This window comes from Streptomyces sp. NPDC055103 (assembly GCF_053607625.1).
The window spans coordinates 105,798-129,639 of sequence record NZ_JBSGTX010000004.1 but is presented as its reverse complement, the minus strand read 5'-3'; the positions used below and the strand labels follow the sequence as shown (position 1 = coordinate 129,639).

Genomic DNA, 23,842 nt, shown 5'->3' with positions numbered 1-23,842 from the left:
GGGGGGGGGGCCACCGCGGTCAAAAGCCGCCGGCGGGGGGGGGGGCCGCCCCCGGGGCCCGCCCCGCACCCGGTGGGTCAGTCCTGGGCCGGAGCCGTGGTCTTCTCCGCCGCCTTCTTGGCCGGGGCCTTCTTGGCGGTGGTCTTCTTCGCCGCCGTCTTCTTGGTCGCCGCCGTCTTCTTGGTGGCGGCCTTCTTGGCCGTGGCCTTCTTCGCGGTCTTGCGCGCGGCCGTCTTCTTGGCCGGCGCGGCCTCGCTCTCGGCCTCGGCCTCGGGCTCCGCCGTGGCGGCCTCGGCCGGGGCCGTGGTGACCACGACGACGGCGGCTTCCTCGGCGCCCGCGGGCGAACCGGCGGGAGCGGTGGCCTTGCGGACCACCCGGCGACGGGCACGCGGCGGGGCGGCCACGGGGGCCTCCTCGACGGCGGGCTCGGGCGCGGGCTGCACGACGGGCTCCGGCTCCGGGGCGGCCACGGGGACCTCCTCGGCGACGGGCGCGGCGACCGGCTCGACGACGGCGGGCTCGGCGGCCTCCGTGGTCGACACGACCGGGGACGTCGCCCGGCGGGTGGCGCGACGGCGGCCGCGCGGCGCCGGGGCGGCGGTCTCCTCGACCACCGGCTCGACGACGGCTTCGGCGACCGGCTCCGGCACGACGACCGGCTCGGGCTCCGGCACGACGACCGGCTCCGGCTCCACCACGTAGCTCTCGGTCTCCACGACCGGGGCCGGGGCGACCGGCGCGGACACCCTGCGGGTGGCGCGACGACGTCCACGACCGCGCGTGGCGGCGGCCTCGGCCTCGGCGACGCTGCCGTACAGCTCCTCGTCCGGGGCGATGGGCTCGGGCAGGGCCACCGGCGCGGCCAGCTCCGCCGCGACCTCGGCCTCGGTCTCGACCTCGGTCTCGACGTCGGTCTCGATGGCCTCGTGCTCGTGGACGTGCTCGGCGCCGCGGCCGCGCTTCTTCGCCCGCTTGCCGCCACCGCCGACGGCGGCCGGCTGCTCCATGTGGACGATGACGCCACGGCCGTTGCAGTGGACGCAGGTCTCGGAGAAGGACTCCAGGAGGCCCTGGCCGACCCGCTTGCGGGTCATCTGGACCAGGCCGAGCGAGGTGACCTCGGCCACCTGGTGCTTGGTCCGGTCACGGCCCAGGCACTCCAGGAGGCGGCGCAGCACCAGGTCGCGGTTGGACTCCAGGACCATGTCGATGAAGTCGATGACGACGATGCCGCCGAGGTCGCGCAGACGCAGCTGGCGCACGATCTCCTCGGCCGCTTCGAGGTTGTTCCTCGTCACGGTCTCTTCGAGGTTGCCGCCCTGACCGGTGAACTTGCCGGTGTTGACGTCGACGACGATCATCGCCTCGGTCTTGTCGATCACCAGCGAGCCGCCGGACGGCAGCCAGACCTTGCGGTCCAGCGCCTTCATGAGCTGCTCGTCGATCCGGTACGTCGCGAAGACGTCGACCTCGCTCGTCCACTTGGACAGGCGGTCGGCCAGGTCCGGGGCGACGTGCGAGACGTATCCGTGGATGGTCTCCCACGCCTCGTCGCCGCTGACGATGACCTTGGAGAAGTCCTCGTTGAAGATGTCGCGGACGACCCGGACGGTCATGTCCGGCTCGCCGTACAGCAGGCTCGGCGCGCTCGTCGAGATCTGCTTCGCCTTCTTCTGGATGTCCTCCCACTGCGCCTGCAGGCGCTCGACGTCGCGGCGCAGCTCGTCCTCGCTCGCGCCCTCGGCGGCGGTGCGCACGATGACGCCCGCGTCCTCGGGGACGATCTTCTTGAGGATGGTCTTCAGCCGGGCGCGCTCGGTGTCCGGGAGCTTGCGGCTGATGCCGGTCATCGAGCCCTCGGGGACGTACACGAGGTAGCGGCCGGGGAGGGAGACCTGGCTGGTCAGACGAGCGCCCTTGTGGCCGATCGGGTCCTTCGTGACCTGCACGAGGACCGACTGGCCGGACTTGAGGGCGGTCTCGATGCGGCGCGGCCCGTTGGCCATGCCGAGCGCCTCGAAGTTGACCTCACCGGCGTACAGGACGGCGTTGCGGCCCTTGCCGATGTCGACGAAGGCGGCCTCCATCGACGGCAGGACGTTCTGGACCTTGCCCAGGTAGACGTTGCCGACGTACGAGGTGGCCTGCTCCTTGTTGACGTAGTGCTCGACGAGCACGTTGTCTTCCAGGACGCCGATCTGGGTGCGCTCGCCGCTCTGGCGGACGACCATGACGCGCTCGACGGCCTCGCGGCGGGCCAGGAACTCGGCCTCGGTGATGATCGGGACGCGGCGGCGGCCCTGCTCGCGGCCCTCGCGGCGCCGCTGCTTCTTGGCCTCCAGGCGGGTCGAGCCCTTGATGGACTGGACCTCGTCGGCGCCGGTGCCGGGCTCGGCCTTCTCGCGGGCCGGGCGGGGCTCGCGGACCTTGACGACCGTACGGACGCCTTCCTCCTCGGCGCCCTCGGCGTCGGCGGAGGCGTCCCCGCTGCGACGGCGGCGACGGCGACGGCGACGGGAGCTGCTGGAGCCGCCGGCGTACGCCTCGGCGTCGTCCTGCTCCTCCTCGCCCTCCTCGGTCTCGGCCTCGTCCTCGGCGCGGAGCTCGTCGGACTCCTCGGTCTCGTCGACCTCGGCGAGCTCACCGCGGCGACGGCGACGGCCACCACGGCGGCGACGGCGGGACGGGCGGTCCCCGTACTCGTCGGTCTCCTCGGCCTCCTCGGCCTCTTCGAGCTCGTCCGCGACGGCCTCGACCTCGGGCTCGTCGGCGACGGTGACCGGGACGGGCTCGACGGCGACGGGCTCGCCGCGGCGGCGCCGGCGGCGGCGGGAGCCGGCCTCGGCGCGCTCGGTGGCCTCGGGGATCTCGATGGGCCCGGTCGCCTCGGCGACCTCGGCCTCGGCCTCGACGGTCTCGTCGAGCTCGTCCTCCTCCAGCTCCTCCGGCTCCACGACCTCGGCGGCCTGCAGGGCGGCCGTCTCCGGGGTCTGGAACATCGGCTCGGAGAACACCGGAGCCTGGAAGACGGCGACGGCGGGGCGCTCGGCGCGGCGGGCGCGGGACGTCTCCGGCTTGGTGACGGGCTCGGACGTGAACTGCGGCGAGGTCGCGCGGCGGCGGCCGCGACCACGGGTGGCGGCGGTCTCGGCGGCGGCGACCTCGGCCTCCTCGGAGGCGATCTGCGCCACGGCGGCCTGCGGCAGCGACTCGCCGGTGGTGGCGGCCTCGGCGGCCGTCTCGGGGGTCGCCTCGGGCGACGTGACCCTGCGGGTGGCGCGGCGGCGGGTGCGCGGGGCGGGCGCGGCGGCCTCGGGGGCCTCCTCGACCGGGGCGGCGACGGTCTCGGCGACCGGAGCGGCCTCGACGGCGGGCTCCTCGGCAGCGGCCGTGGCGGTCACCGGCGACGTGGCCTTACGGGTGGCACGGCGACGCGTCGGGCGCGCCGGGGCGGCCTCGGGGGCCTCCTCGGCCGGGGCGGCGACGGTCTCGGCGACCGGAGCGGCCTCGACGGCGGGCTCCTCGGCAGCGGCCGTGGCAGTCACCGGCGACGTGGCCTTACGGGTGGCACGGCGACGCGTCGGGCGCGCCGGGGCGGCATCCTCGGCCGCGGCCTCGACGGCGGGCTCGGCCGCCGCGGAGGTCTCCGCGAGGGGGGCGCCGGCCTCGGCCGTCTCGGCGACCGGAGCGGTGGCCTTGCGGGTGGCGCGGCGGCGGGTGCGCGGCGCGGGGGCGGCCTCGGCCTCGACCGGGGCGGCCTCCACGGCCGGGGTCTCGGCGGTGGCCGTGGTCTCGGTGGTTTCGGCGCCCGCCGTCACCGGCGGACCGGCGGGGCGGGAAGCGGCGCGGCGCCGACGGCGCGGCGGCAGCTTGTCACTGGGGGCGTTGGTGTCTTCGTTGGACTCGAGCATGCGGGCGGTTCTCCCGTCACGCTCCCGGGCGCCGCGTCTGGTTCCGGTCCGGCGGCACGATCACGCCTGTGGCGCGGTGCCGCCGTCCGGGGCGCGGGCGCCGCACGGGAGCTGATGTCTGGCTCGCCGGTTCCGTACGCCCCAATGACGTACGGCCTGGCGAAAGTCTCCTGGTCAGTGCGCTGCCCGACCCAGGTGGCTCCCGAGTACCAGGGCGGCGCTACAACGACCGCTCCCTACGCGGTACCTGCACCCGGCGCCGTCGCTGAGGCGGTCGCGGCGGCCGTGGATGAAGCGGCCGTGACTGCCTCGCGGTCGGGCGCGAGCGGGTCGGTCACCGTGCCGGACTCCTCGTCGAAGAGCCCCTGCGCCAGCCTGGTCACCGCTGCGGGGACCGGCGGCGCCAGGTCGGCCACAGCTCGGAGACCGGACAGGACGTCGTCGGGTCGTACGGCAGGTGTCACGTGCCGAACAACCAGCCGCAGTATCGCACAGGCGCTGTCCAGCGGCCTATCGCCCTGGGGATCGCCCTGGGGACGGGAAACCGACAGCTCGGTGACCGCGGAGCGGGCGTCGAAGGTGCGGATGCCGTTCTTGGTCTTGCGCTGTACTTCCACGGTCTCGGCCGCGAGAAACGCCTCGGCGGCCTTCTGCGCGTCCTCGACGGTGACGCCTTCGAGGCGCAGCTCCCACACGGAGGCGGTGAGCCGGTCCGCGAGACCCGAGGTCCGGGCCTCGACGGCGTCGGTGATGTCGAGGCCCGTGGGAAGGGACTCGTCGAGCAGGGCCCGCAGCATCTCGGGGTCGCGCGTCTGGGTGAGCGCGATCTCCAGGTACTCGGCCTCGGAGCCCGTACCGGTCGGGGCTGCGTTGGCGTACGACACCTTCGGGTGCGGGGTGAACCCCGCCGAGTACGCCATGGGCACCTCGGCGCGGCGCAGCGCACGCTCGAAGGCGCGCTGGAAGTCACGGTGGCTGGTGAACCGGAGGCGGCCGCGCTTGGTGTAGCGCAGTCGGATGCGCTGCACCGCCGGTGCGGGCGGCGGGCCTTCGGGCTGTCGCTTGCCCAGTGGTTCTTCTCCTCGGTGCGGGGCGGCGCGGGTGGCGCCGTCCACGAGATGTGCGGGTGGCCCTGGGGGTCCCGCCCGGTTCACCCCCGCTTTCGCAGGGAGATCTCGGGGGCGGGCGCCGCGCCGGGGACGTTCGTTGTACTACCCAGAGTACGCGTTCGGGCCACCTCCGGTTCCCGGGGCTCGGTCATCCGGGCTCCGCCGACCAGGGCGCGCCATGCGTCGCGTCGAGCGTCCCGCACGGTGGCGCGGGCGGCGGTGAGCGCCTCCCGAACGGCCCGCCCGGTCTCGACGGCGGCCCTGCGGGCCGGGGCCAGGACGCTGTCGCGGATCCAGTGCCCGACTGGCCGGACGACCTGGGTCCAGGACCAGGCCACCGGCCGTCCGACCAGGTTCCAGGCGACCCGCTTGAGGGCCCGCCCGACGGCCAGGGAGAGGAATCCGGCGACCCGCCAGCAGATGGCGAGGGCGTCCCGGATCTCCCGCCCGACGGGCGCGAGGACCCGCTTCCAGAGCCATGTGGCGGGGACGGCGATCCCGTACCGGAGGAGCGGTGCGAGGACGTACCGCCACGGCCACACGAACAGCACGGTGGCGAGCCCGATCGCGCAGAACCGCAGGCCGTGTCCCAGTCCCGTGAGGACGAGGGCCAGTCCTCGTCCGAGTCGGGTGAACCCCCAGGCCAGGCCGCGTCCCGCGCCGACGACCAGCCAGGTCACGCCGAGCCCCAGGGGTGCGAGGACCCATCGGTACAGCCAGCGCGTGGGCATCGCCACGCCGTACAGGGCGAGCGGCACGAGCGCGTACCGCAGGAGCGCGGAGCCGAGCGGGGCGAGCACGTGCCGTCCGAGCCAGACGGCGGGGACGGCGATCCCGTACCGGACGACGGGCACGAGCACGTAGCGCCAGAGTCCCACCCACGGCCAGACGAACAGCGTCATGCCCAGCAGTCGGCCGGCGACGGACAGTCCCCGGCCGACGCCGGTGCCCACCCGCGCCAGCCCCCGGCCCACCCCCGTGAGCGCCCACGCGATCCCCCGGCCCATCGGCGCGAGCACCGAGCGGTACAGCCGGCGGGCCGGGCGCGTCACGAGGTGGTGGAGGAGCCATGCCAGGCCTCGGCCCGTCGGGCGGAGGAGGGTGCGGTCGAGGACGTGGGCCGCGGCCTTGAGGGCGTCCCAGGTCATCCGGACCGGGAGGACGACGAGCAGCACGACGATCCGGACCGGGATGCGGATCAGGGCTGGTGGCGGAGGGTTCTCCAGGCTCATGCCCGGAATGACGCAACGGCCCGGCGTGAGGTTTCCCTCGCGCCGGGCCGTCACCCGAGTGTTACCCGTTCGGCCTACTTCACGACCGACAGCGGCAGCAGCTTCTTGCCCGTGGGGCCGACCTGGATCTCGGTCTGCATCGCGGGGCAGACACCGCAGTCGAAGCACGGCGTCCAGCGGCAGTCCTCGACCTCGGTCTCGTCGAGCGCGTCCTGCCAGTCCTCCCAGAGCCAGTCCTTGTCGAGACCGGAGTCCAGGTGGTCCCAGGGCAGGACCTCCTCGTAGGTGCGCTCGCGGGTCGTGTACCAGGCGACGTCCACGCCGAAGGCGGGCAACGTCTTCTCGGCGGACGCCATCCAGCGGTCGTACGAGAAGTGCTCGCGCCAGCCGTCGAAGCGGCCGCCGTCCTCGTACACCGCGCGGATGACCGAGCCGATGCGGCGGTCGCCGCGCGAGAGGAGGCCCTCGACGATGCCGGGCTTGCCGTCGTGGTACCGGAAGCCGATCGAGCGGCCGTACTTCTTGTCGCCGCGGATCTTGTCGCGGAGCTTCGTGAGCCGCGCGTCCGTCTCCTCGGCCGACAGCTGCGGCGCCCACTGGAACGGGGTGTGCGGCTTGGGGACGAAACCGCCGATGGAGACGGTGCAGCGGATGTCGTTCTGGCCGGAGACCTTGCGGCCCTCGGCGATGACCTTGACGGCCATGTCACCGATCTGGAGGACGTCCTCGTCGGTCTCCGTCGGCAGGCCGCACATGAAGTACAGCTTCACCTGGCGCCAGCCGTTGCCGTACGCGGTGGAGACGGTCCGGATGAGGTCCTCCTCCGAGACCATCTTGTTGATGACCTTGCGCATGCGCTCGGAGCCGCCCTCGGGGGCGAAGGTGAGGCCGGAACGGCGGCCGTTCCTCGTGAGCTCGTTGGCCAGGTCGACGTTGAACGCGTCGACGCGGGTCGAGGGGAGGGACAGGCCGACCTTGTCCTCCTCGTACCGGTCGGCGAGGCCTTTCGCGATGTCACCGATCTCGGTGTGGTCCGCGGAGGACAGCGAGAGGAGGCCGACCTCCTCGAAGCCGGTCGCCTTGAGGCCCTTCTCGACCATCTCGCCGATGCCGGTGATGCTTCGCTCCCGCACGGGGCGCGTGATCATGCCGGCCTGGCAGAAACGGCAGCCGCGGGTGCAGCCGCGGAAGATCTCGACGGACATGCGCTCGTGGACGGTCTCCGCGAGCGGGACGAGCGGCTGCTTGGGGTAAGGCCACTCGTCGAGGTCCATGACGGTGTGCTTGGAGACCCGCCACGGCACGCCGGAACGGTTGGGCACGACACGGCCGATGCGGCCGTCCGGCAGGTACTCGACGTCGTAGAACGCCGGGATGTAGACCGCGCCGGTCTTCGCGAGACGGAGGAGGACCTCCTCGCGGCCACCCGGCCTGCCCTCGGCCTTCCAGGTGCGGATGATCTCGGTCATGTCGAGGACGGCCTGCTCGCCGTCGCCGATGATCGCCGCGTCGATGAAGTCCGCGATCGGCTCGGGGTTGAAGGCGGCGTGGCCGCCGGCGAGCACGATCGGGTGGTCGACGGTCCGGTCCTTCGCCTCCAGCGGGATGCCGGCGAGGTCGAGGGCGGTCAGCATGTTCGTGTAGCCGAGCTCCGTGGAGAAGCTCAGGCCGAAGACGTCGAAGGCGCCGACGGGGCGGTGCGAGTCGACCGTGAACTGCGGGACCTTGTGCTCACGCATGAGCTCTTCGAGGTCCGGCCACACGCTGTACGTGCGCTCGGCGAGGACGCCCTCGCGCTCGTTGAGCACCTCGTACAGGATCATGACGCCCTGGTTGGGCAGACCGACCTCGTACGCGTCCGGGTACATCAGCGCCCAGCGGACGTCGGCGGACTCCCACGGCTTCACCGTGGAATTCAGCTCTCCACCGACGTACTGAATCGGCTTCTGCACGTGCGGGAGCAGAGCTTCGAGCTGCGGGAAGACAGACTCGGCAGCAGACATCTCGAACCTTCGTGAGCTGGCAGGGGGGCGACTCTCAAGCGTACCCCGGTGCTCAGCGGCTCAGCGCCGCCCGGATTTTCGGGGCCGAGCTCTTGGCCCAGACCCCAGGGAGATCGCGCTCCGCGGCCGTCGCCGCCACTTCCTCGCGGCCGTGGAGAAGTCCCCAGGTGAAAGCGGACTCCCCGGCCGCGTGGGCCTGGGTCGCGATCTCGTGCAGGGCGTCGCGGGCGACGACGCTGTCCTGGTGTTCGCCCAGCAGGGACTGGACGGATTTCACACGCTTGGCGAACTTACGTGCGGGCTTCCCCAGGGCGGGGCGGGCCGCGTCGGCTGCGTACCGGGCGCGTTTGGCGGCCTTGCGGGCCGCGTGGAGCGCGAGGTCGCGGTCGTGGCCGGGATCGAGGGCGAGGGCCCGGTCGACGCGGGAGGTCAGCCGGTCGTGGTCCTTGAGGACGGCGCGGGCGAGGACCTTGTGGGCGTCGCGGGCGGCGGCCTTCCGCAGGGGCGGGTCGGCGAGCAGTTCGTCGAGGGTGTCGAGGAGGGCGAGGTAGCGGGCCGAGTCCAGCGCGGCGAGGGCGCGGCGGCGGCCGCCCCGGGCCCGGGCCGCGGACCAGGTCCGCAGCCGGCCGCGCACCGGTCCGAGGCGCAGGTTCGGGGGCAGCGCGTCGATCCGGCCGCGCAGCCGCTCGGTCAGCACTTCCTGGTCCCTGGCGACGCCGAGCTCGCCGGCCAGCCACTTCAGCTCGGCCCCGACGGGCTTGGTGACGTCCCGGTCGAGGACCTTCCGGTACGTCTTGCAGGCGCTGCGCAGCCTGCGGCAGGCGACCCGCAGCTGGTGCACGGCGTCGGGCAGGTCGCGCCGGACGGCGGGGTCGAGCGCGACGATCGCGTCGATCTGCTCGCGTACGTACGCGAGCACGGCGTGCCCGGCGGTTCCGGGGGCGGGGGTCTCCGGCACCTCGTGGGGCTCGGCGGGAGCGGGTCCCGTCTCCGCCAGGGCCTTCGCCAGTTTCGACGGGGAGTCCGAGGGGCGGATGCCCGCCTTCCGCAGGCGCTTCTCGACGGTGTCGAGGATCCCGGGGTCGGCCTCGTCCGCCACCTCGACCTCGATCTCCGTCCAGGTCGCCTCGGCTCCCCCGGGCAGCCGCCGGGCGCGGACGGTGTCGACGGACAGCTCGGCGAGGAGCGCGCCGGTCGCGTCGGCGAGGTGACGGACGTCCCGCGCGGAGCGGAGGTGGACGACGGGGACGACCTCGCGGTCCCGGACCCGGGAACGCAGAAGCCCCGCCAGCTCACCCGGGAGGGTGTCGGCCAGCGGGGCCCTGATCTCGTCGCGGATTCCGGAGGCGACGGGGAACTTGAGGTGCCAGCCCTCGTCCTCGCCGCCGGTGCGGCGCCGCAGGGTGAGCCCGGCGGCGGCGAGCCGCAGGTCGGGCGTGTCGTAGTAGACCGCGTCGAGTTCCGTGACGCCCCGGTCCACGACCGACGAGACCCCGGGGACCCGGGTGAGGTCCGGCAGCCGGGTCTCGCCCGTGGCTTCGTACTTCCGCTCGATCTCGCGTTTCGTCTCCGCCATAAGACGAATCTAGACCTACGTCCAGACCTATGCCGTCATCGGGCGCTGCACCCTGATCGACTGGAGCAGTCCGATCGCCACCCACACCGCGAACATCGACGAGCCGCCGTACGAGACGAACGGCAGCGGCAGGCCCGCGACCGGCATGATGCCGAGGGTCATGCCGATGTTCTCGAAGGACTGGAAGGCGAACCAGGCGATGATGCCGGCTGCGACGACCGTGCCGTACAGCTCGGTGGTCTCGCGGGCGATCCGGCAGGCCCGCCAGAGCACGATGCCCAGGAGGACGAGGATCAGGCCGGCTCCGACGAAGCCCAGCTCCTCCCCCGCCACCGTGAAGACGAAGTCGGTCTGCTGTTCCGGGACGAACTGGCCCGTCGTCTGCGAGCCCTTGAAGAGGCCCGAGCCGAGGAGGCCCCCGGAGCCGATCGCGATCCGGGCCTGGTTGGTGTTGTAGCCGACGCCGGCCGGGTCGAGGTCGGGGTTGGCGAAGGCCGCGAAGCGGTTGATCTGGTACTCGTCGAGCATGCCGAGCGCGGTGACGAGGACCGCGCCGCCGACGCCGGCGCCGATCAGGCCGAGGACCCAGCGGTTGGAGGCGCCGGAGGCGAGCAGCACGCCGAGGACGATGACGGCCATGACCATGACCGAACCGAGGTCGGGCATCAGCATGACGATGCCCATCGGGAGGGCGGCCAGGGTGAGGGCCTTGGCGACGGTGCGATGGTCCGGGTGGAGCTGGTCGCCCGCGTCGACCTTGGAGGCGAGCAGCATCGCCATGACCAGGATGATCGTGATCTTCACGAACTCACTGGGCTGGAGCGAGAAGCCGCCGCCGACGACGATCCACGCGTGGGCGCCGTTGATGGTGGCACCGAGCGGGGTGAGGACGGCGAGGATCAGCACGATCGAGAGCGTGTAGAGGATCGGGACCGCGCCGCGCAGGGTGCGGTGGCCGAGCCAGATCGTGCCGATCATCAGGGCGACCCCGATGCCGGTGTTGAGCGCGTGCCGGAAGAGGAAGTAGTACGGGTCGCCCTGGTTGAGCTCGGTGCGGTTGCGGGTGGCGGACCACACGAGCAGCGCCCCGATGAAGGAGAGCGCCAGCGCCGAGAGCAGTATCGGCCAGTCGAGGCGACGGAGCATCGAGTCGCGGGCGGTGAGCTTCGCGAGCGGCCCGCGCTCGGGTGCGTAACGGGAGACGGAGAAGCTGGTACGGGTCGTCATCGCGTCAGTCCCTCAGGTGGGGAGGCGGGCCCGCGAGCGGCGGCGCTCCGTCGTTCTCGACCGGGGCGACCAGCTGCGCCTTCGGGTCGTACGGCTTGATGTCGGGGATGTCGATGGTGCCGTCCGGGTTGACCTTCGGCAGGGTCTTCTGCGGCCCGGGGAGCAGGGCCCGCTTGAGGTCCTGGTTGCCCGCGTCGTCGAGGCCGTAGATGGCGTCGTAGATGTTGCGCACGGCGGGGCCCGAGGCGCCGGAGCCGGTGCCGCCCTGGGAGATCGTCATGATGATCGTGAAGTCGTCGGTGTAGGTCGCGAGCCACGAGGTGGTCTGCTTGCCGTAGACCTGGGCGGTGCCGGTCTTGGCCCGCATCGGGATCTTGTCCTGGGGCCAGCCGCCGAACCGCCAGGCGGCGGTGCCGCCGGGCTCGACGACGGAGCGCAGGCCCTTGTCGAGGTCGCGGACGGTCTGGGCGCTGATCGGCAGCTTGCCGTGGGCGGTCGGCTTGATCTCGCGGACCTTCTTGCCGTCAGGGCTGATGACGGCCTTGCCGACGGTGGGGTCGTGGAGGGTGCCGCCGTTGCTGATGGCGGCGTAGGCGGTGGCCATCTGGATGGGGGTCACGAGGACGTCACCCTGGCCGATGGCGAAGTTGATGCTGTCGTAGGCCTTGAGCTGGTTGCCTTCGAGGCAGCTCTCGTACGCGATCTGCTCGACGTAGCTGCCGCCCTTCTTGCCCTGCTTGCACCAGGCGTCCTTGTTCGCCTCCCAGAAGCTCTGCTTCCACTGGCGGTCCGGGATGCGGCCCTTGACCTCGTTGGGGAGGTCGATGCCGGTCTCGGAGCCGAGCCCGAAGTCCCGGGCCGTCTTGTAGAACCAGTCGTTGGCACCCGGCTTGGCCTGGAGGCCGCCGTCGCGCTGCCACTCCTGGTGGCCCAGGGCGTAGAAGACGGTGTTGCAGGAGAACTTGAGGGCCTCGCCCAGGGTGATGGGGCCGTGTCCCTTGGACTCGAAGTTGGCGAAGCTGCGGCTGCCGAGGCTGTAGGAGCTGCTGCAGTTGTACTTGTCGTTGAAGTCGTGGCCGGCCCGTACGGCGGCGCTGGCCGACACCACCTTGAAGATGGAGCCCGCGGCGGCCTGGCCCTGGATGGCCCGGTTGAGGAGCGGGTAGTTGGAGTTCTTGCTGGTGAGCGCGGCGTAGTCGGTGGCCGAGATGCCGCCGACCCAGGCGTTCGGGTCGTAGTCCGGCTGGGAGGCCATCGCGACGACGCGGCCGGTCTTCGACTCCATGACGACGACGGCGCCCGCGTCGGCCTCGTACTTGCGGTTGGTGATCTTGTCGGTCTCCAGCCGGACGGCCTTCATCGCCTCGCTGAGCTCGTACTCGGCGACGGCCTGGACCCGGGCGTCGATGCTGGTGACGAGGGTGGAGCCGGCCACGCCGGGGTCGGACTCGGTCTGGCCCATGACGCGGCCGAGGTTGTCGACCTCGTAGCGGGTCACGCCCGCCTTGCCGCGCAGCTCCTTGTCGTACGTGCGCTCGATGCCGGAGCGGCCGACCTGGTCGGAGCGGAGGAACGGCGAGTCGCTGTCCTTGGCCTTCTCGATCTCGGCGTCCGTGACGGGCGAGAGGTAGCCGAGCACCTGGGCGGTACGGGCCTTGCCGGGCGCGGGGTAGCGGCGTACGGCGGCGGGCTCGGCAGTGATGCCGGGGAAGTCCTCGGTGCTCTCGCGGATCGTCAGGGCCTGCTGGGTGGTGGCCTCGTCGGTGACCGGGATCGGCTGGTACGGCGAACCGTTCCAGCAGGGCTTGGGCGTCTTGGAGTCGCAGAGGCGGATCTTGTTGATGACGTCCTCGGGCTTCATCTCCAGGACCTCGGCGAGCCGGGTCAGGACGGCCCTGCCCCTGTCCTTCATCTTCATCAGCTCGGTACGGGACGCGGAGACGACCAGACGGGTCTCGTTGTCGGCGAGCGGGACGCCGCGGGCGTCCAGGATGGAGCCGCGGACGGCGGGCTGGACGACCTGCTGGACGTGGTTGTTCTTCGCCTCGTCCGTGTACTCCTTGCCGTTGCGGATCTGGAGGTACCAGAGGCGGCCCCCCAGGGTCAGGAGCAGCGAGAAGACGAGGATCTGGATGACGACGAGCCGGATCTGGACCCGCGGGGTCCGCCCGGTCTCGGGGATGTTGCTCATACTGCCGGGACCCCCTCGGTCACAGTCGCTTGACTCCCTTGATGCGTCCGGCCCGTGAGGCGCGGCCCCGGGCGGCCTTGACGCGCAGGCCGCCGCGCTGGGTGCCGATCCGCAGGCCGGTACCGGAGGACAGCCAGCCGGAGGCGACGTCGGAGCCGTTGGCCCCGCCGGCGTCGGCGAGCGGATCGTTCTCGGCGCGTCTCGCCAGCGCCATGATGAGCGGCACGGCGAACGGCGCGAGGAGCAGGTCATAGACCGCCGCGGTGAACAGCAGGAAGCCCAGGCCCACATGGCGGGCGGCGGTGTCACCGACGAGGGCGCCCACGCCGGCGTAGAGCAGGGTGGAGCCGACGGCCGCGACGACGACGACGGCCATGGGGCCGGTCGCGGAGGTCAGCCGGCCGTTGTCGGGCTTGGCGAGGCCGACCAGGTAGCCGATGACGCAGAGCACGAGGGCGTAGCGGCCGGCGGCGTGGTCGGCGGGCGGGGCGAGGTCGGCGAGCAGACCGGCGGAGAAGCCGATCAGGGAGCCGCTGACGGGGCCGTAGGCCAGGGCGAGGGCGACCACGGTGAGGAGCACCAGGTCGGGGACGGCGCCGGGGAGTTGGAGGCGGGCGAGGACGGAGACCTGCACGACGAGGGCGACCACGATCAGGGTCGCGGAGAGGAGGATGCGGTTGAACTTCACGGTGTCGCGTCCCCCTGGTCCTGGCCCTGCTGGTTTCCGTCCTGCTGGTTCTGGCCCTGCTGGTTCTGGCCCTGCTGGTTCTGGCCCTGCTGGTTCGCGTCCGGTGGTGGTGGCGTGACCGTGACGGTGACGGTCGGCGCCGGCTTGGGCTTCTGCGGCAGGACCGTGTCACGGGGGTTGGACCGGGGCGCCTGGACGACGACGCCGACGATGTCGAGCTTGGTGAAGCCGACGTACGGCCGGACGTGGACGTTACGGGTCAGGCCGCCGCCCATCGGGTCGACGCGGACGATCTCGCCGACCGGGACGCCGGGCACGAAGGGCTTGTCGCCGCTGGAGCCGAAGGTGACGAGCCGGTCCCCCGGCTGCACCTTGGCCTTGCCGTTGAGGAGCTGGACGAGCAGGGCGCCGTTCCCCTGGCCGGTGGCGAAGCCGAGTTCGTCGGTCTTCTCCATGCGCGTGCCGACGGTGAAGTCGGGGTCGTTGGCGAGGAGGACCGTCGAGGTGGACGGGCCGACGGTGGTGACGCGGCCGACGAGTCCGGAGCCGTTGAGGACGGTCATGTCGCGCTTGATGCCGTCGCGGGCGCCGACGTCGACGGTCACCGTCCAGGAGAAGCCCTGGGCCGCTCCTATGGCGATGACCTGCGCGCCCTTGATGCCGTACTGCCCGGCGCCTGCGGTCTTGAGCATCGCGTCGAGTTCGCGCAGCCGGTTGCGGTTGCGGTCGTCGCTGCCGAGCTCGGCCTTCAGCTCGGCGTTCTCCTTCTCCAGGGCGGCGATCCGGGTGTGCCGCTCGCCCGAGTCGCGGACCGCGCCTATGGCGTTCCCGATGGGGTCGACGGCCGCCGCCACACCGTTCTCGACGGGCCCGAAGACCGCGGCGGCGGCCTGTCGGGCACCGTCGACGGGTGACTCCTGGCCTCCGCGGATGTCCACCGTGATCAGTGCGAACGCGATGGCGATCAGCAGCACCAGGAGCAGCCGGCTCTCTCGTGTGTCCCTCACGTGCGGCGGCCGTGCCTTTCCTCGTGGTTCGGTTGTTCGGCTGTGCTTGTTCTCTTGTGGGTTGCGCTCGTGCGGCGTGCTACCGGCCGCCGCGGTACGGCGCTAGCGGCGCGGCTGGGCGTCCAGCACCTGCTGGAGGGCCTCGAACTCCTCGACGCACTTGCCGGCGCCGAGCGCCACCGAGTCCAGCGGGTCCTCGGCGATGTGGATCGGCATGCCGGTCTCGCGGCGGAGCCGCTCGTCGAGGCCGCGCAGCAGGGCGCCTCCACCGGTGAGAACGATGCCGCGGTCCATGACGTCACCGGACAGCTCCGGCGGGCACTTGTCGAGGGTGGTCTTCACGGCGTCGACGATCGAGTTGACCGGCTCCTCGATGGCCTTGCGGACCTCGGCGGCGGAGATGACCACCGTCTTGGGCAGGCCGGAGACGAGGTCACGGCCGCGGATCTCGGTGTGCTCGTCGTTGTCGAGGTCGTAGGCCGAACCGATGGTGATCTTGATCTGCTCGGCGGTCCGCTCACCAAGGAGGAGCGAGTACTCCTTCTTGATGTGCTGGATGATCGCGTTGTCCAGCTCGTCGCCGGCGACCCGGATCGACTGTGCCGTGACGATTCCGCCGAGGGAGATGACGGCCACTTCGGTGGTGCCGCCGCCGATGTCGACGACCATGTTCCCGGTGGCCTCGTGGACGGGGAGGCCCGAGCCGATGGCCGCGGCCATGGGCTCCTCGATGATGTGGACCTGGCGGGCGCCGGCCTGCGTCGAGGCCTCGATGACGGCGCGGCGCTCCACGCCGGTGATGCCCGAGGGCACGCAGACGACGACGCGGGGGCGGGCCAGGTAGCGGCGCTTGTGGATCTTGAGGATGAAGTAACGGAGCATCCGCTCCGTGATCTCGAAGTCGGCGATCACGCCGTCCTTGAGCGGGCGGACGGCGACGATGTTGCCGGGCGTCCGGCCGATCATCTTCTTCGCCTCCGCGCCGACCGCCAGGATGCCGCCGGTGTTGGTGTTGATCGCGACGACGGACGGCTCGTTCAGAACGATGCCTCGGCCCCTGACGTACACCAGCGTGTTGGCGGTCCCGAGGTCGACAGCCATGTCACGGCCGATGAACGACATTGAGTTCCCCTTGATTTCCCATGGCTGAGGGTGGTGCGGCGTGGAGTTTTCCATCGTAGTGCCGCCCGCACGGATGCCGCGCGTTGGTCCACCTCAGTACTGGTGACGGCAGGACGCGGCGATCCGTTCCCGGGATTGGCGTTCATATGCCTGGGGGCGACCGAAATTCCTTCGGTCGCCCCACAGGGTTGTGCCGATCGACTGACGCCGGGTCAGTATCCGATCGACGACGGATCAGACGAGACCCGGGAAGAAGATCTTCAGCTCGCGGAGCGCCGACTCCTCGGAGTCCGAGGCGTGGATCAGGTTCTCGCGGACGATGGTGCCGAAGTCGCCGCGGATGGAACCGGGCGCGGCGGCGATCGGGTCGGTCGGGCCCGCGAGCTGGCGGACGCCCTCGATGACGCGCTCGCCCTCGACGACGAGCGCGACGACCGGACCGGAGGCCATGAAGCCCATCAGCGGCTCGTAGAAGGGCTTGCCCTTGTGCTCGCCGTAGTGCTGCTCCAGGGTGTCCTGGTCCAGCTCGCGCAGCTCCAGGGCCGCGAGGGTCCAGCCGGCCTTGCGCTCGATACGACCGATGATCTCGCCGATCAGGCCACGGCGGACGGCGTCGGGCTTGAGCAGGACGAGCGTGCGCTGGCTCACGGGGGAACTCCTTCGGAAATGCGGTGTGCGGGACCTCCGAGGCTACAGGTCCCGCACGGCCCTCGATTACGCAGCGTCAGGCCCTGCCGTGGCCTGCGCGGGCTGTGCGCCCTGCGACTCGGCCCAACGCGCCTTGATGTCGTCGACCTTGCGGCCGTAGTGCACCGAGGCCCACCACAGGACGGCGAAGGCCGCCCCGAGGGCGTACATGACCGGCACGAAGAAACCGCTGGCGATCAGGCCGATCTGGAGGGCCCAGCCGAGCTGCACACCGCCGGGACGGGTGACCATCCCGCACAGCAGCACCGAGAGGACCATCCCGACGCCGCAGACCCACCAGACGGTGGACATCGCCAGGCTGTCGTCCTTCATGGCGACGAGACCGGCGAAGCCGATCACGAAGAACTCGCCGATCAGCGTCGAGGAACAGAGCACGCGCATCGGTTCAGCCCCTTCGCAGCAGCAGTCGGGCGTCGCCGACCGTGAAGATCGAACCGGTCACGAGGACTCCCGCGCCGCCGTACTCGGCCTCTTCCTCCGCGAGGGTGATGGCCGCTTCCAGCGCGTCGGGCAGCCGCGGCTCGACGACGACCCGGTCCTCGCCGAAGACCTCGACCGCGATCGCGGCGAGCGCGTCGACGTCGGTGGCCCGCGGGTTGGAGTTCGCCGTGATGACGACCTCCGCGAAGATCGGCTCGAAGGCCTCCAGGAGACCCCGGGCGTCCTTGTCGCCGCTCGTGGAGACCACGCCGACGAGCCGCGAGAAGCCGAAGGACTCGCTGACGCCCTCGGCCGTGGCCCGCGCGCCGTGCGGGTTGTGCGCGGCGTCGAGGATCACCGTCGGCGAGGAGCGGACGATCTCCAGGCGGCCGGGCGAGGCGACCTGGGCGAAGGCCCGCCGGACCGTGTCCGGGTCCAGGGTCCTCGCGTGGTCCGAGCCGATCCCGAAGAAGGCCTCGACCGCGGCGAGCGCCACGGCCGCGTTGCGCGCCTGGTACGCGCCGTGCAGCGGCAGGAAGACACCGTCGTACTCGCCGCCCAGTCCGCGCAGGGTCAGCAGCTGCCCGCCGACCGCGACCTCGCGGGAGACGATGCCGAACTCCATGCCCTCGCGGGCGACGGTGGCGTCCGCCTCGACGGCCTTCTTCAGCAGGACCTGGGCCGCGTCCACCGGCTGCTGGGCCAGGATGACGGTCGCGCCCTGCTTGATGATCCCGGACTTCTCGCCGGCGATCTCGGCGGTGGTCCCGCCGAGCCGGTCGGTGTGGTCGAGGTCGATCGGGGTGACGACGGCGACGGAGGCGTCGATGACGTTCGTCGCGTCCCAGGTGCCGCCCATGCCGACCTCGACGACGGCCACGTCGACCGGGGCGTCGGCGAAGGCCGCGTAGGCCATTCCGGTGAGGACCTCGAAGAAGGAGAGGCGGTACTCCTCGCGGGCGTCGACCAGCTCCACGTACGGCTTGACGTCCTGGTACGTCTCGACGAACCGCTCGGCGGAGATCGGGGCGCCGTCCAGGCTGATGCGCTCGGTGATCGTCTGCACGTGCGGCGAGGTGTACCGCCCGGTGCGCAGCTCGAAGGCGCCGAGCAGCGCCTCGATCATGCGGGCCGTCGACGTCTTGCCGTTGGTGCCGGTGATGTGGATCGAGGGGTACGCGCGCTGCGGCTCGCCGAGCACGTCCATCAGGGCCGCGATCCGCGTGACGGAGGGCTCCAGCTTGGTCTCGCCCCAGCGGGTGGACAGCTCGGTCTCGACCTCGCGCAGCGCCTTGTCGAGCTCCGGGTCCTCGGGACGGCCCGGCACGGGGTCGCCCTGGACCGGGCCCGCCTGCGCGCGCAGGGTACGGCTGCCGGCCTCGATCACCGCCAGGTCGGGGTCGCGCGTTGTCTCGTTGTCGACGATGTCGTCGAACTGGTCACTCGGGTCGCTCGGCTCGCTCACGGGCCCAGTCTACGGAGGGGTACCGACAGGACCATGGACCCACCCCTTTCGGGACTTTCGGTCCCCCGTCCGCCGGAGCCGCCGGGCAAACTTGGCGATCATGGACATAGGGATCGACCTCGGTACGGCCAACACGCTCCTCTACGCCCGGGGCCAGGGCATCGTGCTCAACGAGCCGTCCGTGGTGGCGGTCCAGGAGGGCTCGCGGCAGGCGCTAGCGGTCGGCACGGAGGCGAAGGAGACCATCGGCCGCACGCCGGGTTCGATCACCGCGATCCGCCCCCTGCGCGACGGCGTGATCAGCGACTACGAGGCGGCCGAGGAGATGATCCGGCACTTCGTCCGCAAGGCCGTCCCCGGCCGCCGCCGGCCCCGGACCCGGATGGTGGTCTGCGTGCCGAGCGGGGTGACCCCGGTCGAGCGGCGGGCGATCGTGCACGCCTCGCTGTCGGCGGGGGCGCGGGCCGTGCACCTCGTCGAGGAGCCGATGGCGGCGGCGATCGGCGCCGGGCTCCCCGTCTCCGACCCGCGCGGCTCGATGGTCGTCGACATCGGCGGCGGGACGACCGAGGTGGCGGTCATCTCGCTGGGCGGCATCGTCACGGCCCGGTCGCTGCGGGTCGGCGGCGACCGGCTCGACGCGGCTGTCACCGACTTCGTCCGCAAGGAGCACTCGCTCCTCATCGGCGAGCGCACGGCCGAGGACGTCAAGGTCGCGATCGGCTCGGCGTGGCCAGTGCCCGGTGAGGAGGAACGGGAGCGGGCGACCTTCACCGTGCGGGGGCGGGAGAAGGTCAGCGGGCTGCCCCGGACGGTGGAGCTGACGGTGCCGGAGGTACGGGAGGCGCTCGACGAGCCGGTGGAGGCGATCATCGCGGCGGTGCGGGCGACGCTGGAGGAGTGCCCACCGGAGCTGTCCGGGGACGTGATGGAGCACGGCATCGTCCTGACCGGAGGCGGGGCGCTGCTGCCGGGCCTCGATCTGCGGCTGGCCTCGGCGACGGAGATCCCGGTCTTCGTCGCGGACCGCCCGCTGGACTGCGTGGCGCTGGGCTCGGGGCGGTGCGTGGAGGAATTCGACAGCCTCCAGCGGGTCATGGGGAAGGCGGAGCGGGTCCGCTGACGGACGCTCCGCCGATCAGCGGTTCAGGCCCGCCGGAAGCAGCGCCGTCACGACGTACGCGCCGTCCTCCGCGCGGGCCTTCAGCGTCCCGCCCATGCTGGTGACCCGTTCCTCCATGGAGAGCAGCCCGGTGCCGGTCGAGACGGGCGCCGGCTCCGGCGGGGTCTTCGGCAGCGGGTTGCGCACCTCGATCCGCAGGTCGGGCCCCTCCACCGTGATCGCGACCGTCACCGGCAGGCCCGGCGCGTGCTTGGCGGCGTTCGTCAGGCACTCCTGGACGACCCGGTGGACGGCCGCCTGCCGCAGCGGCGACAGCGCCTTGGCCGCGTCCGCGACCGTCAGCTCCACGGGGCCGCCCATCCGTTCGCTCTCCTCGGCGAGCGCGGCGAGCCCTTCGAGGCCGGGGGTGGCCGCGTCCCGGTCGGCGCGGCGCACGATCGTCTCGTTCAGCATGAGGTGGGCGCGCCGGGCGGTGTCCGCGAGCTCCTCGAAGTCCTTCCGGTGCGCCTCGCCCCGCGCCCGTACGGCGAGGACCTCGGCCCGCACCGCGAGGACGGTGAGCTCACGGCCGACCAGGTCGTGGACGTCCCGGCCGACGGAGATCCGCTCCTCCTGGACGGCCTGCCGGGCGGCGGCCTCGCGGCGCTGGACCTCCAGGGCGCGCACGAGGTCCTGCCGGTACGCGGCGATGCCGACGCCCGCCGCGAGGACGCCGATCGGGACGACGATGCTCAGGAAGCCGCTCAGGGTGTCGCCGTGCCGGATGGACCAGCCGGGCGTCTGGAAGAAGGCGCAGGCCACGCCGATGTAGAGCAGGGTCGCGGCGACGGCGGCCCGCCGTCCCCGGTACCGGCCGACCGAGTACAGCGCGAACTGGATCATGGTGAGCTCGTGGAGCCACCCCATCAGGCCGAGCGCCACGAGGTACGGGACCCACGGCAGCCGGCGCCTGAGCACGAGCGTCGCCGCCCCTGCCGCCAGGACGAGGGTCGCGGTGACCCCGGTGAGCGAGTTGTCGGCGCGGGCGAGCCCCGGCACGTCGAGGACCATCAGGCCGAAGGCGCTCAGCGCGGCGACGACATCGAGCGCGCGGGGCGAGACGGCCCACCGGTCCACGCAACGGCGCAGCGCGGGGACGGTGGGGAGGCGGGACATATCGTCCATCATCCAAGGCCTTTCGTCCCGAAGCCGTGGACCTGAAGTCCCTTCTGGTGTGAGATCGGGCACTTCGCCCATATTGCCGCTTGGCGTCGGCCCGGTCGCCCCGGAGTCCTGACGGGTACGCGGAAGGGGCCCGGAACCGTGTACCGGTTCCGGGCCCCTTCCCTGACGGGCTACGCCTGCGGCAGGTTCGCCAGCTGCGTCTGGATACGGGCGATGTCCTCGTCCGCCTTGGCGAGGCGGGTCCGGATCTTGTCGACCACGTTGTCCGGCGCCTTGGCGAGGAAGGCCTCGTTGCCGAGCTTCCCGTTCGCCTGCGCCTTCTCCTTCTCGGCGGCCGCGAGGTCCTTCGCGAGGCGCTTGCGCTCGGCGGCGACGTCGATCGTGCCCGACAGGTCGAGCGCGACGGTGGCGCCGGCGACGGGCAGGGAGGCGGTGGCGGAGAAGCCCTCGCCCTCCGGCTGGAGGCGCAGCAGCTGACGGATGGCCGCCTCGTGCGGGGCCAGCGCGGTGCCGGTCACGTCCAGGCGGGCCGGAACCTTCTGACCGGGCTGGAGACCCTGGTCGGAACGGAACCGGCGGACCTCGGTGACGACCTGCTGGACGAGCTCGATCTCCTTCTCGGCGGCCTCGTCGCGGAAGCCACTGTCCTGCGGCCAGTCCGCGATGACGAGGGACTCACCGCCGGTGAGGGTGGTCCACAGGGTGTCCGTGACGAACGGGACGATCGGGTGCAGCAGGCGCAGGGTGACGTCGAGGACCTCGCCGAGGACCCGCGCCGAGACCTTGGCCTGCTCGCCGCCGTCGAAGAACGTCGTCTTGGACAGCTCGACGTACCAGTCGAAGACCTCGTCCCACGCGAAGTGGTAGAGGGCGTCGGCGAGCTTCGCGAACTGGTAGTCGTCGTAGAAGGCGTCCGCCTCGGAGACGACCTTGTTCAGTCGCGAGAGGATCCAGCGGTCGGTCGCCGACATGTCCGCGACGTCCGGCAGCGGGCCCTCGACCGTGGCGCCGTTCATCATGGCGAAACGGGTCGCGTTCCAGATCTTGTTGGCGAAGTTCCGGGAGGCCTGGACCCAGTCCTCGCCGATCGGGACGTCGACGCCCGGGTTGGCGCCCTTGGCCAGGGTGAAGCGCAGGGCGTCGGAGCCGTACTTGTCCATCCAGTCCAGCGGGTTGACCGTGTTCCCGAACGACTTCGACATCTTCTTGCCGAACTCGTCACGGACCATGCCGTGGAACGCGATCGTGCGGAACGGCGGCTGACCGTCCATCGCGTACAGACCGAACATCATCATGCGGGCGACCCAGAAGAACATCAGGTCGTAGCCGGTGACCAGGACGGAGTTCGGGTAGAACTTCTCCAGGTCGGGCGTCCGCTCCGGCCAGCCGAGCGTGGAGAACGGCCACAGCCCGGACGAGAACCACGTGTCGAGGACGTCGGTGTCCTGCGTCCAGCCCTCACCCGTCGGCGGCTGCTCGTCGGGACCGACGCAGACCAGTTCGCCGTTCGGGCCGTGCCAGACCGGGATGCGGTGACCCCACCACAGCTGGCGCGAGATGCACCAGTCGTTGAGGTTGTCGACCCAGTCGAAGTACCGCTGCGACATGTCGGCCGGGTGGATGTTCACCTGGCCGTCGCGGACCGCGTCACCGGCGGCCTTGGCCAGCGTCTCGACCTTGACCCACCACTGCAGCGACAGACGCGGCTCCAGCGTCGTCTTGCAGCGCGAGCAGTGCCCGACGGAGTGGGAGTACGGACGCTTCTCGGCGACGATCCGACCCTCGGCCCGCAGGGCGGCGACGATCGCGGAGCGCGCCTCGAAGCGGTCCAGGCCCTGGAAGGGACCGTGGACGGTGATGACACCGCGCTCGTCGAGGACCTCGATGGACTCGAGGTCGTGGCGCTGGCCGATCGCGAAGTCGTTCGGGTCGTGCGCCGGGGTCACCTTGACGGCACCCGTGCCGAACTCCGGGTCGACGTGGGTGTCGGCGACGACCGGGATGGTCCGGTCGGTCAGCGGCAGCTTGATCTGCTTGCCGATGAGGTGGGCGTAGCGCTCGTCGTCGGGGTGGACGGCGACGGCGGTGTCACCGAGCATCGTCTCGGCGCGGGTGGTGGCGACGACGATGGTGTCGTCACCCTCGCCGTACTTCATGGAGACGAGCTCGCCGTCGTCGTCCTGGTAGTCGACCTCGATGTCGGAGATGGCCGTCAGACAGCGCGGGCACCAGTTGATGATGCGCTCGGCGCGGTAGATCAGGTCGTCGTCGAACATCTTCTTGAAGACGGTCTGGACGGCGCGGGACAGGCCCTCGTCCATGGTGAAGCGGTCCCGGCTCCACGCCAGGCCCTCGCCGAGGCGGCGCATCTGACCGGCGATCTGACCGCCGGACTCGGCCTTCCACTCCCAGACGCGCTCGACGAAGGCCTCGCGGCCCAGGTCGTGGCGGGACTTGCCCTCCTTGGCGAGCTCGCGCTCGACGACGTTCTGGGTGGCGATGCCGGCGTGGTCCATGCCGGGCTGCCACAGCGTCTCGAAGCCCTGCATGCGCTTGCGGCGCGTGAGGGCGTCGATCAGCGTGTGCTCGAAGGCGTGGCCCAGGTGGAGCGAGCCGGTGACGTTCGGCGGCGGGATGACGATGGTGTACGCGGGCTTCTCGCTCTTCGCGTCCGCCTCGAAGTACCCCCGGTCTACCCAGCGCTCGTACAGCGGCCCCTCTACCTCGGCCGGCGCGTACTGGGTCGGCAGTTCGGTGGTGGGCGCTGTCTGCTGCTGAGTGTTCTCGGTCACGGGGCCAGTTTAGGGGTGTCGCCGCCCAGTCCTGAAACGCTTTGGTTCGGTAACGGTGTGGCCCCCGCCGCACTTACGCCTCCGCAGTTCCGTCAGGATGT

At 71.7% G+C, this 23,842-nt stretch carries 16 protein-coding genes; 1 reads left to right on the top strand and 15 read right to left on the bottom strand.

All coding sequences use genetic code 11. The features are described from left to right. Nucleotides 1-77 precede the first annotated feature (77 nt). The 13 genes from ACWFR1_RS04670 to folC form a co-directional block, all read right to left on the bottom strand. Nucleotides 78-3,914: an Rne/Rng family ribonuclease gene (locus ACWFR1_RS04670; protein ID WP_453546430.1), complete on the bottom strand. Its 3,837-nt coding sequence runs from the start codon at nucleotides 3,912-3,914 to the stop codon at nucleotides 78-80. 236 nt (nucleotides 3,915-4,150) lie between these two features. Then, nucleotides 4,151-4,942, bottom strand: coding sequence for a TIGR03936 family radical SAM-associated protein (locus tag ACWFR1_RS04665; protein WP_453546575.1), 792 nt, complete (start codon nucleotides 4,940-4,942; stop codon nucleotides 4,151-4,153). A gap of 122 nt (nucleotides 4,943-5,064) precedes the next feature. Further along, nucleotides 5,065-6,255: a hypothetical protein gene (locus ACWFR1_RS04660; protein WP_453546428.1), complete on the bottom strand. Its 1,191-nt coding sequence runs from the start codon at nucleotides 6,253-6,255 to the stop codon at nucleotides 5,065-5,067. 74 nt (nucleotides 6,256-6,329) lie between these two features. Beyond that, complete coding sequence (locus ACWFR1_RS04655; RefSeq protein WP_453546426.1) at nucleotides 6,330-8,258, bottom strand: TIGR03960 family B12-binding radical SAM protein; 1,929 nt, start codon at nucleotides 8,256-8,258, stop codon at nucleotides 6,330-6,332. A gap of 52 nt (nucleotides 8,259-8,310) precedes the next feature. Further along, nucleotides 8,311-9,834: a CYTH and CHAD domain-containing protein gene (locus tag ACWFR1_RS04650; RefSeq protein ID WP_453546424.1), complete on the bottom strand. Its 1,524-nt coding sequence runs from the start codon at nucleotides 9,832-9,834 to the stop codon at nucleotides 8,311-8,313. Between the two features lie 27 nt (nucleotides 9,835-9,861). Further along, the gene (gene rodA / locus ACWFR1_RS04645; protein WP_453546422.1) at nucleotides 9,862-11,061 is read right to left on the bottom strand and encodes a rod shape-determining protein RodA; all 1,200 of its coding nucleotides are present in this window, start codon (nucleotides 11,059-11,061) and stop codon (nucleotides 9,862-9,864) included. 4 nt (nucleotides 11,062-11,065) lie between these two features. Next, the gene (gene mrdA / locus ACWFR1_RS04640; RefSeq protein ID WP_453546419.1) at nucleotides 11,066-13,252 is read right to left on the bottom strand and encodes a penicillin-binding protein 2; all 2,187 of its coding nucleotides are present in this window, start codon (nucleotides 13,250-13,252) and stop codon (nucleotides 11,066-11,068) included. Between the two features lie 19 nt (nucleotides 13,253-13,271). Then, on the bottom strand, nucleotides 13,272-13,940 hold the full coding sequence (mreD, locus tag ACWFR1_RS04635; RefSeq protein ID WP_453546417.1) for a rod shape-determining protein MreD: 669 nt from the start codon (nucleotides 13,938-13,940) through the stop codon (nucleotides 13,272-13,274). Beyond that, nucleotides 13,937-14,947, bottom strand: a complete 1,011-nt coding sequence (gene mreC, locus ACWFR1_RS04630) for a rod shape-determining protein MreC (RefSeq protein ID WP_453546415.1) — start codon at nucleotides 14,945-14,947, stop codon at nucleotides 13,937-13,939. Before mreC ends, mreD begins: the two co-directional genes overlap by 4 nt. Nucleotides 14,948-15,049: 102 nt before the next feature. Then, nucleotides 15,050-16,069, bottom strand: coding sequence for a rod shape-determining protein (locus ACWFR1_RS04625; RefSeq protein WP_024755513.1), 1,020 nt, complete (start codon nucleotides 16,067-16,069; stop codon nucleotides 15,050-15,052). Between the two features lie 234 nt (nucleotides 16,070-16,303). Next, complete coding sequence (ndk, locus tag ACWFR1_RS04620) at nucleotides 16,304-16,717, bottom strand: nucleoside-diphosphate kinase (protein ID WP_056640535.1); 414 nt, start codon at nucleotides 16,715-16,717, stop codon at nucleotides 16,304-16,306. A 66-nt stretch (nucleotides 16,718-16,783) separates the two neighbouring features. Beyond that, a complete protein-coding gene (locus tag ACWFR1_RS04615; RefSeq protein WP_453546412.1) occupies nucleotides 16,784-17,158 on the bottom strand; it encodes a DUF4233 domain-containing protein in 375 nt (124 codons plus the stop codon). 4 nt (nucleotides 17,159-17,162) lie between these two features. Beyond that, nucleotides 17,163-18,662, bottom strand: a complete 1,500-nt coding sequence (gene folC / locus ACWFR1_RS04610; protein WP_453546410.1) for a bifunctional tetrahydrofolate synthase/dihydrofolate synthase — start codon at nucleotides 18,660-18,662, stop codon at nucleotides 17,163-17,165. 100 nt (nucleotides 18,663-18,762) lie between these two features. Here folC and ACWFR1_RS04605 point away from each other — a divergent pair, with 100 nt between their 5' ends. After that, a complete protein-coding gene (locus ACWFR1_RS04605) occupies nucleotides 18,763-19,785 on the top strand; it encodes a rod shape-determining protein (RefSeq protein WP_453546408.1) in 1,023 nt (340 codons plus the stop codon). Nucleotides 19,786-19,800: 15 nt separating this feature from the next. Here the strand turns inward: ACWFR1_RS04605 and ACWFR1_RS04600 are convergent, their stop codons facing one another. Both ACWFR1_RS04600 and ACWFR1_RS04595 read right to left on the bottom strand, forming a co-directional pair. After that, nucleotides 19,801-20,940 (bottom strand): sensor histidine kinase, encoded by a 1,140-nt coding sequence (locus tag ACWFR1_RS04600; protein ID WP_453546406.1) that lies wholly within the window; start codon nucleotides 20,938-20,940, stop codon nucleotides 19,801-19,803. Between the two features lie 179 nt (nucleotides 20,941-21,119). Further along, nucleotides 21,120-23,741, bottom strand: coding sequence for a valine--tRNA ligase (locus ACWFR1_RS04595; protein WP_453546403.1), 2,622 nt, complete (start codon nucleotides 23,739-23,741; stop codon nucleotides 21,120-21,122). Nucleotides 23,742-23,842 lie beyond the last annotated feature (101 nt).